This window comes from Chitinophaga hostae, from assembly GCF_018224885.1.
Lineage (GTDB): Bacteria > Bacteroidota > Bacteroidia > Chitinophagales > Chitinophagaceae > Chitinophaga > Chitinophaga hostae.
The window spans coordinates 56,794-70,454 of record NZ_JAGTXB010000010.1 but is presented as its reverse complement, the minus strand read 5'-3'; the positions used below and the strand labels follow the sequence as shown (position 1 = coordinate 70,454).

Below are 13,661 nucleotides of genomic sequence, written 5' to 3'. Positions count from 1 at the left end.
CCCTGATTTTAATTTATCTGCAATATGTTAAACAATTATAATGCATTGAGATGGAAACATTGGCAGCATATTTGTTTCTAAGGCCCTGATAATCAATATATCGAATCAACGGAAAACATATATATAATAAGAATAAATCCGAATTTGCCTAAAAATTCGAACATTAGTATCAAAGGAGCTGTTATTCCCCTGATTCTTAATCACTTTTCTAAAGAAGACTATGAAGAACATACTGTTGTTTGGCGCCGGAAAATCGGCCACCAGTTTGATCGATTATCTGTTAACAAACGCACCCAGACAAAAATGGCATATCACTGTAGCCGACCATGACCTGGCGCTTATCAAGTCCAAAACAGGAAAATCATACTACGCAACCCCCGTGGCGCTGGATATAAAAGATAATGCAGCCAGGCTGCAACTGGTCAGGGACACCGATCTTGTTATTTCCCTGCTCCCCGCTCAACTGCATATTTTAGTGGCAAAAGATTGCCTGGAAGCAAAAAAGAACCTGCTCACCGCCTCCTATATAGACCCGGAGGTACGTAAACTACAGGCCGATATAGAAAATGCCGGCCTGCTCTTCATGTATGAAATGGGTCTCGATCCTGGTATTGATCATATGTCGGCCATGAAACTCATCCACTCCATCGAGAAAAAAGGCGGACAAATATTTTCCTTTAAATCCTACTGTGGCGGCCTGATTTCGCCGGACAGCAACGATAATCCATGGCAGTACAAGGTGTCATGGAACGCCCGGAACATTGTGCTGGCAGGCGGTTCCGGCGCTACCTACAAAGAAAAGGGAAAGGTAAAAGAACTCACCTACGAACAACTGTTCGACCATACCAAAACCATACAGGTACCCGGTCTTGGTAAACTGGCCTTTTACCCCAACCGCGATTCGCTCGGATACATGGAAGCCTATAAACTGGAGGACCTGGCCACTTTTATGCGCGCCACCCTCCGCTTCCCCGATTTCTGCGAAGGCTGGAATGCCCTGATCAAGCTGGGTTTGACGGAAGACAGTCATAAAATTGCCACAGATACATTAACCTATACGGAATGGGCCACCAAAGCCGTTAATGAACAAACAGGCGCCCCTGAAGAAAGCCTCGCACAGTTCCTGAACGTTAGCACCAAGTCAAAAGTTATCCGTCAGCTAAAATTTCTGGGATTATTAAGTACAGATGTTATAAATTTAGGTGAGCAAACCAACGCCGGCATCCTGCAATTCCTGGTGGAGAACAAACTCAAAATGGAACCGGCAGACAAGGATATGATTGTAATGCTGCATGAAATTGAATTCGAACGCCGCAACATGGCTACGAGGATGCACAGTTACATGATTGTTCAGGGCGAAGACAACGTACATACCGCAATGGCAAAAACAGTAGGCCTGCCCCTTGGAATCATGGCCAAGCTGATACTGCAGGATAAGGTAACTTTAACAGGACTTCAGATACCGGTGATGCCGGAAATATATAACCCCGTTCTAAAAGAATTAGAAGAGTACGATATCAGATTTGAGGAAAGCTTTGAATAAAAGCGAACGTTATTGTTTTCCTATGATGGACTCTAATCGGGCACAAGGACTTGTGATACCTCCCCTGAGCGGGGAGGTTTTTTATTAGCGGAAAGCCAAAAGCAGAAAGCTATTGTAGCGAGTAATTATATCCGAATAGCTTTTAGCTTTCTGCTTTCCGCCATTCACAGCAACTGTATCAGCTCCGCCACGCCTTCTGTAGCCGGCTTCTCAATTTTAAACTGGTTGGGCATGGATTCAAATGAAGGAATCTTACGGTCAATGATATACGTGGGCGTTCTCCACTTCACATACTGCAACAGGTTGGCGGCAGGATAAACCTGCAGCGAAGTACCGATCACCACAAAAATATCTGCCTCACGTACTTCTTTGATAGCAGGTTCGATCATCGTCACCGCTTCTCCGAACCACACAATATGCGGCCGTAATTGTCCTCCATCTCCGGCAAGGTCGCCCATCTTAATATCTCCCCGGATGTCATAGATCAACTCTTCACTATGAACGCTGCGCATTTTGAATATTTCTCCATGCAGGTGCAGCACATGGGAAGAACCGCCCCGCTCATGCAGGTCGTCAATATTTTGTGTAATGATCCGTACATCAAATTTCTCTTCCAGTTTTGCCAGCCCGGTGTGGGCTGCGTTGGGCATGGCAGCCATGACATCTTTGCGACGGCCGTTGTAAAAGTCCTGCACCAGGGCGGGATTTTGCTGCCATCCTTTCGGAGAAGCTACTTCGTATACATCGTAGCCCTCCCATAAGCCATCTGAGTCGCGGAAGGTTCGGAGCCCGCTTTCTGCGCTGATGCCGGCTCCGGTCAGCACCACCAATCTTGGTTTCATGTTGTTTCGTTTATAGGTTTATGTTAGTTGGGGTTTGGGCAATGGCCCTTTTTAATTTCCATTTCCTTATTCCTCGTCTTATAAAAATAAAGAGAAAAACAATACCAAGCACAAAAGGCCATCCGCTCAATATACCCAGTGAAAAAGACAACAGGCTATTCCAGCCGTCTTTAAACGATAGCCAGGAACGCTGGAAAAATCCCGGGGCCTGCGGATCGGTGTTAGCAAAGGTTTGATAATAAGTAAGATGAATACCGCTGTAAGCTACATGATGATCCATATATTGCAGGCGGGCTTTGGCCGATTCAATTTCTTCCCTGATACTTTTCAGCTGTGCTTCTACGGCAAGGATTTCTTCTACTTTTTTTGCCTGCTGTAATATCTGCAGGTAACGTTGCTCCACTGCCAGGCGCGCCTTCATCCGTGCATCTACATCCACATATTCTGCGGTCACGTCAGAAGAAGTGACACTCTTCTCCTCTACCCGCGTGGCGCCACCAGTCAGTGCTTCCAGGCATTTATCAAATGCGGCCGCAGGCACTTTTATTTCCAGCTCATTGCGCATTTGCATGTTGTTGCTTGTTTGACTTTCATTGGCAATATAGCCTCCATATTTTTTAACGGTGTCGGCTATACGATTTCTGCAGGCATCAAAATCGCTGGTTGAAAAGCGGAGTATCCCGTTTTTTATAATTTTCTGGGGGATGGGTAACGCAGCGGTGTTGGGGTCACCCTGGTCGGTGTCCAGCGCTTTTTCCTGTTCTTTATTGGGATCTTCTGCAAAGGCCGCCGGAGCCGCTTCGTCAACGGCTGCAGCAGCGGTGGCGGGAAGCTCCGCACGCTGTATGGTCATGTTTTTAGCTACGGAATCTTTGTTATGGCTGCAGGCCGACAATATGCTTACGGCCGCACAGAGGGTCAGAAAAATGGCGTGTTTCATATCATGAGATTTGTGCTATGATGTACCCGCCGGCGGAATTCCATAACGCCGCCTGCATTTTTTAAACAACGAAGGTTATCTTCCTGTAAGAAAGATAACCTTCGCATTTATTGTCTCTGTAAAATACTTACTTCTTCATACCACCCATTTCCATAATGGCTTCAAACTCTTCGGGCTTCACATCGCATACAGACAAGCGTCCCTGGCGGATCAGCGACAGGTTGGCCAGCCTCTTTTCTGTTTTCATCTGCGCCAGTGATACGAATTTCTTAAAGGGCTTGAGTGGTTTCAGTTCCACTACCACCCAGTTTGGATCGGGTGTGGTAGGATCCTGGTAAAATTCCTTTGACACGGTAGCCAGGCCAACTATTTCCATGCCTTCATTACTATGATAAAACAATACCTGGTCGCCTTTTTTCATGCCTTTGAGGTTATTGCGCGCCTGGTAGTTGCGTACTCCATCCCAGAAAGTAACTTTGTCTTTTACAAACTGATCCCAGGAGTATTTAAATGGTTCAGACTTTACCAGCCAGTAGTTCATATAGCTGTTAGGTTTTAGCTGTTAGCTGTTAGTAAATGCGGCGAAGATTTATCAGGCACCGGCCGGAAAAGCATCTTCGCTTTTTGTTTTTTGCTTTCTGCTTTTTGCCTTCCGGGTTACCAGCCACTCGCCAGCACATCTGCGATATGCATCACTTTAATGTTGGTGCCATGTTTACGGATATACCCGTCGAGGTGCATCAAACAGGAAAGGTCTGTGGAGATCAGGTAGTCAGCGCCGCTGTTGACCGCATTGTTGACTTTTTGCTCCCCCATTCCCATGGAAATCGGCTCAAACTTAACGGAAAAGGTACCGCCAAATCCGCAGCAAACCTCACAATCGTTCATCTCCTTCAGTTCCAGTCCCCTCACCTTTTCAAGCAGTTTACGTGGTCCTTCCTTAATACCGCATTCCCGCAGTGCGCCGCAGGCATCGTGGTAGGTGCCAACGCCGTTCAGCGTGGCGCCCAGGTCAGTTACATGCAATACATCTGTGAGAAATTCGGTAAACTCGAAAAGGTTCTTTTTAAGCAGTTTTACATCATTATGTGCGGCAGAATTATCAAACAATTTACCATAGTAATTGCGCACAAAACCTGTACAGGAGCCACTGGGTGCTACAATGTAGTCGAATGTTTTAAAATCCTTTACAAACTTGGTAGCAACGGTCCGGCATTCATCCTGGTACCCGGCATTATAGGCCGGCTGACCGCAACAGGTTTGTTCCGTGTTATACATCACATTACATCCCAGTTTCTCCAGCACCTTTACCATATTAAACGCGGTTTCAGGAAACAACTGGTCTACAAAACACGGTATAAATAACTGGACATTCATATAGCTTTTAGCTTTTAGCTGTTAGCTGTTAGCCAACCTTTTGTTCAATAATTAGCTCTTAGCTAACTTTCTTTGCAACGCGATCATCTTCAAAGCAGTGATGGCAGCCTCTTCTCCTTTATGGCCGTGGGCTCCTCCGAGCCTGTCCAGCGCCTGCTGTTCGTTATCTACCGTTAATATTCCAAATATAACAGGAACGGGTAACTGAAGGTTCAGTTGAAGGATGCCTTCTGTTACGGCTTTACACACATAATCAAAATGGGGTGTTTCGCCGCGGATCACGCAACCGAAAGCAATAATAGCGCCAGGCTGTTTGCCGGTACCTTTGGTAGCTTCCCAGTATTGCTTGCAGGCATAAGGTAATTCAAAAGCACCGGGTACTATCACCTTTTCTGTTTTGCTGACATTGTACTGGGCCAGGGCTTTATCGCAACCTGCTACCAGTTCATTCACGATGGCGTCGTTCCATTCGGTATACACCATAACAACACTGGCATCCTCCAGGTTGAGAATGCCAGCGTCATTTAGTAAGCTTTTATTGTGCTCGGACATATTCTTTTAGCTTTGGGCTATCAGCAGTTAGCTGTTAGCTAAACCTAACAGCTAACTGTCAGTAGCTAGTTCTTTACATCACCCAGTCTTGCCAGGTACTTGTCCATTTCACGACCTTCATTGGTCAGCGGAAATTTCTCTTTTATTTCTTTATAGATAGTGATAGCATCCTGGGCTTTACCTGCTTTTTCCAGGGCCAAACCGGCGCGAAACAGGTAAACAGGAGCTGTCAGCTCGTTATCATTGTAGTGACCGGCTTTTTTGTAAGATTCAATACCGTCGTCAGTTTTGTTCAGTTCCATGTAGGCGTCGCCGATCAAACCGTAAGCAGTAGGCTGTAACAGCAGATCATTTGAGCTGAAGGATTTCAGCATATCGATACCTTTCTGGAATTCACCCAGGCGGATGTAGCAAACGCCGGCGCTGTATTTAGCCAGGTTACCGGCCTGTGTGCTGCCGTATTTATCTGCTACCTGTAAGAAACCGTAGTTGTTACCATCACCGTTCAGTGCCAGTTTGAATGAATCCACCGCGAAATAGTTCTGTGCATGGAAAACCATTTCCTGTGCTTTATTTTCATTCGGCTGTTTTACAAAACGGTTATAGGCGAAGAAACCGCCTACCACTACTACCACAGCCAATACTGCAATAGATATAACATTTTTGTTTTTATAGAAGAAGTCTTCTGCCTTGTGCATGGATTTCTCCAGATCAAAATCTTTTTTTGCAGGTTGAGGCACGGTGGCTTTATCTTTAGTTTCTGCCATTGTAAGGTGTAATTGTGATTGCTTGGTTATTTAATAGGTAAAGCTATTAGCTGTTAACTTTTAGCTGTCAGCACTTAGCCAATGTTGTGGAGAGTATATATTTTCCCCGCTACATTGGCTAAGTGCTGACAGCTAAATGCTTTAGTCTACGATAAATGGATAGTCTTCCTGAATGTAAACATCCTTCAACAGTTCATCATCGTTTGGCCATGGTGATTCTTCCGCGAAAGTTACGCATTCTTCAACTTCCACTTTTACGCGTTCGTTGATTGTTTCGATTTCAGCTTCAGTAGCCCATTTATTTTTCTGAATTACTCTCAGCACTTCGTTGATCGGATCTTTTTCCTTGTATTCCTCGAGTTCTTCTTTAGTACGGTATTTAGCGGGATCGCTCATGGAGTGACCACGGTAACGGTAAGTTTTGATTTCCAGTAACGTTGGACCGCCATTTTCGCGACCACGCTTAACAGCTCTTTCGATACCATCATGCACAGCTTCGCAGCTCATACCGTCGATAGAATCGGCAGGCATTTCGTAGGCATCAGCCAATTTATAAATATCCAATACGTTGGAGGTACGTTCTACAGAAGTACCCATGGCGTACATGTTGTTTTCACAAATGAAAATTACCGGGAGCTTCCAGGTCATCGCCATGTTGAAGGTTTCATGCAACATACCCTGGCGGGCAGCTCCATCACCGAAGAAACACAACACTACGTTGTCTGTTCCCTTGTACTGCTCTGCGAGCGCCAGTCCGGCACCAGTGCCTATCTGAGCTCCAACAATACCATGGCCACCGAAGAACCCGTGCTCTTTAGAGAAAAAGTGCATGCTGCCTCCCTTTCCTTTCGAACAACCAGTTGCTTTACCATACAGTTCTGCCATACAAGCTTTAGCGGAAATACCCTTTGCTATTGCGAGCGCATGATCACGGTAAGCCGTGATGAATTTATCCTCCGGCTTGGTCGCTGTCATCGCACCAGCAGCAATTGCTTCCTGTCCTATGTACAAATGACAAAAGCCACGGATCTTCTGCATCCCATACAATTGGCCTGTCTTTTCTTCAAAGCGGCGCAGCAAAAGCATCAATTCATACCAGTACAGATATGTCTCTTTGGTGAATTTCGTCTTCACGTCTGTTTTAGTTTGCACTCTTTCTAAATTTGTTCGCAAATATAACAGGAAAATCGTAAAATATAAATATCAATTCTAATTCCCATTAAATTATGCAAATTCATCAATTTCAAACAGTTTTGCATTTAATTGCACCTGAATCGCAGGGAAGTTCCGATTAGTGCGGTTCTTTAACACTTATAAAGACAATTATTTTTGCATATTATTAATTACGCATAACTTTTTTCTTTGCTGTATATAAATAAAATATCACTCGTCCAGTTCAAAAATTACACGCAGGAGACCTTTACCTTCCATAACAGGGTTGTAGGGATTACCGGCCGGAACGGTGCAGGCAAGACCAACCTACTGGACGCCATCTACTATCTCTGTTTTACCCGCAGCTATTTTACCCGCAGTGAAAGTCAGAATACCCAATACCAGACCAACGGGTTCCGCATAGAAGGCGTACTAGATAAGAATAAACAAGCGGAAAAAATTGTATGTACTGTAAAAGAAGGGAAAAAGGAGATCAGCCTGAATGACGATAAATACGATCGCTTCTCCCGCCATATCGGCCAGTTCCCTGCCGTAATGATAGCCCCGGACGATGCGGAAATTATACTGGGTGGCAGCGAGGAACGGCGCAAATGGCTCGATAGCCTGCTATCGCAGCTGTATCCCGACTACCTCGATCACCTGATCGTCTACCAGAAAATATTGGTACAAAGGAATAGCCTCCTGAAAAATATGGCCGCCACCGGGCAAAACCAGGACAGCCTCCTGGACGTGTTTGACCTCCAGCTGGTCATGCATGGCATTCCGGTATACGAAACCCGGCGGGCCTTTCTGCAAACCTTTATCCCGAAAGTACAGCAACTGTATGATTATATAGCCGGCACACACGAAATAGTGAATATCCAATACCAATGCACACTGCAGGAAGAAGATTATGCCGTCCAGCTGAACAATGCCCGCTACCGCGATATGCAGCTGCAACGTACTACCACCGGTATTCACCGCGATGATCTTCTTTTTTTACTGGATGATCACCTTATGAAAGCCAGCGCCTCACAGGGACAGCGCAAAAGCTTTTTATTTGCACTCAAACTGGCCCAGTTTGAAGTAATCCGTCAGCATAAGCACTTCCCGCCTCTCCTGCTGCTCGACGACGTATTTGAAAAACTGGACCAGGAACGCGTTACCCGTTTAATTGCACTGGTAGCCAGTGATAACTACGGCCAGGTGTTTATTACCGATACACATGCAGCCCGCCTTCAACAAGCCTTCCAGGGAACCGAAACCGAGATACAATTAATAGCGATTAGCAGTTAGCTTTTAGCTTTTAGAAAATGCAGCGAAGATCAACATCTCATGTTCTTCGCTGCATTTTCTAAAAGCTAATCGCTAATGGGCCAACCGCTATTTTTTTCCTACCTTCGCGCCATGCGCCACGGAACTACCAGTATCGGAGATGCCCTCAGGGAATTTATGAATAAGAGCAGGATGAAACCCCGCCTGATAGAGGTACGCATCCAGGATAACTGGGAGAAACTGATGGGCAAAACGATTGCCAGGTACACACAGAGTATACAACTGATCGATAATAAATTGATCGTTACTACAACAGTGGCGCCACTAAAACAGGAATTGACTTATTCGAAAGACAAGATCATCAAGCTGGTGAATGAAATGCTCGGGGAGAACATTGTAAAAGAAGTGATGATCAGGTAGAAAGGGATCAGTTGGAAGCAAACTGGCGGATCAGGCTATTGATCTCGGCAATCTTTAAGGTGGTTTGCAGGTTTACAATAACAAATTCCTCTTGATCCTGCACCAGCATTACCACATTACCCAGCTCATCATCCTTTCCTTTATTGAGTATATGAACCAGGCTGCCCTTATCTCTTACTTCCATTAGCAGGTCAAAGTTTTCATTTCTCTGCAGGTTGCTTTTTAAATCGGCGATATCGTCGTTGCTTACCGTAGTGCCGTTTACGTTAGAAATGGTGTATATCTTTACACGGCGTACATTTTTCAATGCATGTTTAATGGCAGTGGCGTCAGTATCACTATCATCAAAGGAAAGGCACCAGCCGGCCAATCTCATGGAAAACGAGCCCAGTCCTACTGTATGCGTTTCTGCTGCACCGCGGTATTTGTTACGAAACTCACGTAAACATTTGTCCTGTGCGCTTACTGCTGTTGCAGCTAACAAAAAACAACCGGCGGCAATAATAAATGATTTCATGGGAGTTGGGTTTTGAATTACTTCTTCTTAATGTTTTTCAGTTTATCCATGCCCTGTATGTTTACAGAACCGGCAATCAGCGATATTTCATTGAGATCAATATCGCCCACCAGGCTCATAGCCATGAACTCACTGGAACTGCCCACCAGCATAATAAGCTCGCTGATATTACCCCTGTTGTTTTCTTTCACCATAAACTTCAGGTCGCTGTCTTTATCGCGGACTGTCATCAGTTCTTCAAAGTCGCTGCTGAGAAAATTAGCGGCTTCCTTATACAACCGTGGCCCGTCTTTCGTTTCTTCTTTGGCGAGGATACGCAGTGACTTCAGTTTCTGGATCACCTTCATCATGTTTTTGGCATCCGGATCGCCCATATCTACTTTGGCGAACATGCTGAACATTTTGGGCGTAATACTGACCAGCGTAAAGTTCCGGTCGTTTTCGTACTTCTGGAAAAACCGGTCTATGACGCTCACCTGCTGGGCCGAGAGGTGGAAGCTGGCAAAGACCGCCATCAACAATAATAGGAATCGTTTCATTTTTTTATATTTATATCAGGTTTAGAATGGTCTTATTCTTTTCCTTCTACGAGGGAGGTGGCTTCATTGAAATAAGACAGCTTCTGCATTTTGGACGTGCCCTTGTTCAAATTTTTGGCCAGTAGCTGCAGGGCTTTCCTGGTTTCATCGAATGCCCGCTGCGGATCATTCAGTTCCTGCTCCTTCATGGCCACTACTGCCTGCCGCTCACGTTGTCCATGCTGTTTGACCGCATAACCGATACCTACTGCTACCAGCAGGATGGCCGCATACTTCATCCAGTGATGCATAGGCGACAACTTCACTACCCTGGCCGGTGGAACTTCCCATACCTTTTCCGCCTCCGCGCGAAAGTACCGGAACATCGGTGCCGCTTCCTGCAATGCCTCCGGCAAATCAGGGTGAGGCGTACTGAAAAACACGCGTAACGTCTCTTCCTCTTCCAGGGAAGTTTCCCCTTCCCAGTACTTTTCCAGCAATGCACTGATCCTGTTATAATCCATATACCTGCAGATTTTGTAGTTTTTCCCGTACCGCTTTACGTGCACGGTGTAAATTCACTTTAACATCATTCATGTCTATGTCCAGTATGTCGGCGATTTCCTGGTAGGAATGCCCGTCTATATCCCGCAATTGCAGGATGGTACGGTATTTTTCCGGCAGGGCCTGAATCGCCACATGCACTTTTTCCATTACATCGTTCTGTTCCGCTACCGCATGCGGACTTTGCTGTTGTACCGCGGGCAGCTCTCCTGCCCTGTCCAGGTCGTCGGACATCCGGTATTTCCGGGACTTTATTTTGTCCAGCGCCAGGTTGCGGGTAATACGCATACACCAGGCTTCCATATTCTGCAGGTCCGCCATTTTCTCCTGCATGCCCCATACTTTCATAAGGGCATCCTGGGTGATATCCTGCGCGTCTTCCTCATTGCCCAGCAGGCGGAATGCAAAGCGATAAAGCTTTTGCCTGACTGGAACTACCTGAGAGAGAAATCTTTCTAATGACATGCAGAATAGTGCGTTTGAAAAGAAGACGATTGTAAAATGCGGATGTTACAAAGATTTAAAAAAATATTTTAGGGGCGCGCCTTCGGCGCTTTTGTTTTTGCCCAGGATTAAACTGATTTTGAAGATTGTAATGATTTTTTTTGATTTCATTGATCTCAGAATGGTCAGGAGATATGCTGCTTTTATCTTCCAAATCATTTTTAAATCAAAAAAAAATCATTACAATCTTCAAAATCAGTTTAATCCTGGGCAAAAACAAAAACGCCGAAGGCGTCCCCTAGTCCAGTTTTATTCTCGGGTCGATGATCGTATATAGCAGATCCGCCAGCAGGTTTACAATCACGAAGATACCTGCTGTTATTAATATGGCGCCCATTACAACGGGGAAATCGAATTTGTCGAGGGCATCAACGGTTACTTTACCGATGCCTTTCCAGCCAAAGATATATTCTACGAAAAAGGCGCCTGCCAGCAGCTCGGCAAACCAGCCCGTGATAGCGGTGATAACAGGATTGAGGGCATTGGGCAGCGCATGGCGCCAGATGACCCGGGATTTGGAGAGTCCTTTGGCGTATGCCGTACGGATATAGTCCTGATGCAGTACATCCAGCATCGCGCTGCGGGTAAGCTGCACAATAATGGCCAGCGGGCGGATGCCCAGGGTGATGGCTGGTAATACCAGGTTGCGTAGGTTGAGAACCCTGCCGCGGAAAGGGTCTACATCGAACAGACTGCCGGTCATATGCAAACCCGTATAGTCGCTGAATACGAATCCAAAAAGATAGGCCAGCACAATACCGGCAAAAAAGGAAGGCGCCGAAATGCCTACAACGCTGGCAAATACCGCGCTGGTATCCATCCAGGTATTCTGTTTTACGGCCGATAGTACGCCCAGGGCTATACCTGCGATGGTGGCAAACACCATCGCAGCCACGGCCAGCAATAGTGTTCCGGGTAAAGCCTCTGTGAGGATATCCCATACCTGCTTCTTACCCTGGTAAGAGCGTCGGAGGTAGGGGGTTTTTAATACCAGCAGTTTATCTTTTGATATATGCGCTACCGTTATATAGCGCAGGTTCTCTGTTGCCTCCTGCCGGCTGTGTATTCCAACAGGCAGCAGGTCGTTCAGGTAGAACAGGAACTGCATCCCCACCGGCTGGTCGAGATGCAGTTCTTTGCGTACATTTTCCAGCGAAGCCACATCTGCCCGCTGTCCAAGTGTAAGCCTGGCCGGATCGCCTGGCAGTACATTGAACAGAAAGAACACCAGCACCACTACTCCCAGCAGCACCAGCAGTCCATAACCTGTTTTACGAAGCAGAAAACGGAGCATAGTTTGAATAGCTTTTAGCTTTTAGCCGTTAGCTTTTAGTAATTAAGTTTTAAGATAATAAAAATTAACTTTCCCTCTTCGCTGCATTTGGTAACAGCTAACCGCTAATGGCTAAAAGCTGAAGTCATTGTAGTGCCATTTGCCTTTAATCGTGCCTTTATCCAGCAGGATCAGGCAGGGATTACTTCTGCCGGCTGTTTTAATAGCCACACCATCCATTTGAACAAAAGGAAACTCCAGGCCATGTTGTTGTTTAAAGGCGGCAATTTCGTCTTTGGTGGAAGCTGTTACTCCATATATAATGATGTCCTGTTTTTTCCATTTGTCCTGCAGGGTTTTCATTTGCGCATCCCAGCCGCTACCCGCCTTTTGCACGTTTTGTACCAGGAAAAGATATACTGGCTTGGTTTCCGATAAAATGGCCTCTGTCTGGTTTACGCCATCCAGGTCGGTCAGGATAAAATCTTTGATGGCTGGTTCTGCATTTCCTTTCTTCACCAGTTTATCTTTACGATCTATAAACTTCCAGGTGCTGTCTGACCATGGATAGTTATCTGCCGTAAACTCTTTCTTCTGTCCATCCTTTTCATACACAAACACCATTTCGTATACGTCGGGAGTAGCGCCGGGAGGCAGTTTCATCTTCTCCGGAATATTATTACCCACCTTATACGGCAGGCAGTCAAAGAAAGGCAGATGTTGTAAAGTATACCGCTGGATGCCAAAAGACAAGAGGACAGACAAAAGCAAAACAATACCGGCGCCTTTGACGGGCTGGATTTGTTTCCGGCAGAAAAAGATCACCAGGATCATAGCCAGCAGCGCCACATCTTTCCAGAATGTTTCCACAGCAGTCAGTTTGATACAATCGCCAAAACAGCCACATTCGCGGATGGTTCCGCTGAACAGTGCATAACCGGTGAGGAAAGTAAAGAACAGGATCAGGAGTAACAGCAGCACAGAAAAGACACGCATACGGTATCCCACGAGTACAGCTACACCCGCAATAATTTCAAAGGCATTCATCATGATTGAAAATGCCAGGGAATAGGGAGATAAGAAGGTAAGGTGCAGTACTTCAAAAAACTCCTCCATTTTATAGCTGAGTCCTAACGGATCATTGGCTTTAATCAGACCGGAGAAAATGAATAACACCCCTACGATTATACGCAACAGGTTAAGGATAATCTTCATAAAATAGTTTAGTGGTTAAGTTATCTGTGAAGATAAGGACAATCACCATTTACCTTTCTCTAAAATTGATGAGCGTAAGATATTGTTGATGGTGACAGCAAATCTATTTCTGAAATTGAACGGTTAAATCCCTAAATTCGAAAATGATTAATTTTCCTGCTTAGATTTGCAGCAAAATAAAGAATTTCGGGTAAAAGGCCGG

At 45.6% G+C, this 13,661-nt stretch carries 16 protein-coding genes; 3 read left to right on the top strand and 13 right to left on the bottom strand.

The features are described 5' to 3' along the window. Window positions 1–220 precede the first annotated feature (220 nt). A complete protein-coding gene (locus KE626_RS20075) occupies window positions 221–1,543 on the top strand; it encodes a saccharopine dehydrogenase C-terminal domain-containing protein (RefSeq protein WP_211974723.1) in 1,323 nt (440 codons plus the stop codon). A gap of 164 nt (window positions 1,544–1,707) precedes the next feature. Here KE626_RS20075 and KE626_RS20070 read toward each other — a convergent pair whose 3' ends face one another. The 7 genes from KE626_RS20070 to pdhA all read right to left on the bottom strand — a co-directional run bounded on the left by KE626_RS20070 (window position 1,708) and on the right by pdhA (window position 7,194). Continuing rightward, window positions 1,708–2,385: an SIR2 family NAD-dependent protein deacylase gene (locus KE626_RS20070; protein ID WP_211974722.1), complete on the bottom strand. Its 678-nt coding sequence runs from the start codon at window positions 2,383–2,385 to the stop codon at window positions 1,708–1,710. 10 nt (window positions 2,386–2,395) lie between these two features. Next, window positions 2,396–3,325, bottom strand: coding sequence for a DUF4349 domain-containing protein (locus KE626_RS20065; RefSeq protein WP_211974721.1), 930 nt, complete (start codon window positions 3,323–3,325; stop codon window positions 2,396–2,398). Between the two features lie 127 nt (window positions 3,326–3,452). Next, window positions 3,453–3,866, bottom strand: coding sequence for an EVE domain-containing protein (locus tag KE626_RS20060; protein ID WP_211974720.1), 414 nt, complete (start codon window positions 3,864–3,866; stop codon window positions 3,453–3,455). Between the two features lie 116 nt (window positions 3,867–3,982). Beyond that, the gene (locus KE626_RS20055; RefSeq protein ID WP_211974719.1) at window positions 3,983–4,702 is read right to left on the bottom strand and encodes a (Fe-S)-binding protein; all 720 of its coding nucleotides are present in this window, start codon (window positions 4,700–4,702) and stop codon (window positions 3,983–3,985) included. A gap of 51 nt (window positions 4,703–4,753) precedes the next feature. Next, the gene (ribH, locus tag KE626_RS20050) at window positions 4,754–5,254 is read right to left on the bottom strand and encodes a 6,7-dimethyl-8-ribityllumazine synthase (protein ID WP_211974718.1); all 501 of its coding nucleotides are present in this window, start codon (window positions 5,252–5,254) and stop codon (window positions 4,754–4,756) included. Window positions 5,255–5,319: 65 nt separating this feature from the next. After that, window positions 5,320–6,021, bottom strand: coding sequence for a tetratricopeptide repeat protein (locus KE626_RS20045; RefSeq protein WP_211974717.1), 702 nt, complete (start codon window positions 6,019–6,021; stop codon window positions 5,320–5,322). A 141-nt stretch (window positions 6,022–6,162) separates the two neighbouring features. Beyond that, window positions 6,163–7,194 (bottom strand): pyruvate dehydrogenase (acetyl-transferring) E1 component subunit alpha, encoded by a 1,032-nt coding sequence (pdhA, locus tag KE626_RS20040; protein ID WP_249207595.1) that lies wholly within the window; start codon window positions 7,192–7,194, stop codon window positions 6,163–6,165. A gap of 189 nt (window positions 7,195–7,383) precedes the next feature. Between pdhA and recF the strand changes: the two genes are divergently transcribed. After that, window positions 7,384–8,469 (top strand): DNA replication/repair protein RecF, encoded by a 1,086-nt coding sequence (recF, locus tag KE626_RS20035; protein WP_211974716.1) that lies wholly within the window; start codon window positions 7,384–7,386, stop codon window positions 8,467–8,469. A 75-nt stretch (window positions 8,470–8,544) separates the two neighbouring features. Further along, window positions 8,545–8,868 (top strand): DciA family protein, encoded by a 324-nt coding sequence (locus KE626_RS20030; RefSeq protein ID WP_249207594.1) that lies wholly within the window; start codon window positions 8,545–8,547, stop codon window positions 8,866–8,868. Window positions 8,869–8,875: 7 nt separating this feature from the next. Here KE626_RS20030 and KE626_RS20025 read toward each other — a convergent pair whose 3' ends face one another. The 6 genes from KE626_RS20025 to KE626_RS20000 form a co-directional block, all read right to left on the bottom strand. Then, the gene (locus KE626_RS20025; RefSeq protein WP_211974715.1) at window positions 8,876–9,385 is read right to left on the bottom strand and encodes a DUF4252 domain-containing protein; all 510 of its coding nucleotides are present in this window, start codon (window positions 9,383–9,385) and stop codon (window positions 8,876–8,878) included. A 17-nt stretch (window positions 9,386–9,402) separates the two neighbouring features. Continuing rightward, window positions 9,403–9,924 carry a DUF4252 domain-containing protein gene (locus KE626_RS20020; protein WP_211974714.1) on the bottom strand — a complete coding sequence of 174 codons (522 nt, stop codon included), beginning with the start codon at window positions 9,922–9,924 and terminating at the stop codon, window positions 9,403–9,405. 32 nt (window positions 9,925–9,956) lie between these two features. Then, window positions 9,957–10,427 (bottom strand): hypothetical protein, encoded by a 471-nt coding sequence (locus KE626_RS20015; protein ID WP_211974713.1) that lies wholly within the window; start codon window positions 10,425–10,427, stop codon window positions 9,957–9,959. Continuing rightward, complete coding sequence (locus tag KE626_RS20010; protein WP_211974712.1) at window positions 10,417–10,932, bottom strand: RNA polymerase sigma factor; 516 nt, start codon at window positions 10,930–10,932, stop codon at window positions 10,417–10,419. Before KE626_RS20010 ends, KE626_RS20015 begins: the two co-directional genes overlap by 11 nt. A 277-nt stretch (window positions 10,933–11,209) precedes the next feature. Then, window positions 11,210–12,265 carry an ABC transporter permease gene (locus tag KE626_RS20005; RefSeq protein WP_211974711.1) on the bottom strand — a complete coding sequence of 352 codons (1,056 nt, stop codon included), beginning with the start codon at window positions 12,263–12,265 and terminating at the stop codon, window positions 11,210–11,212. Between the two features lie 111 nt (window positions 12,266–12,376). Next, entirely contained in the window at window positions 12,377–13,459 is a 1,083-nt protein-coding gene (locus KE626_RS20000; RefSeq protein WP_211974710.1) for a BT_3928 family protein, read from the bottom strand. Window positions 13,460–13,661 lie beyond the last annotated feature (202 nt).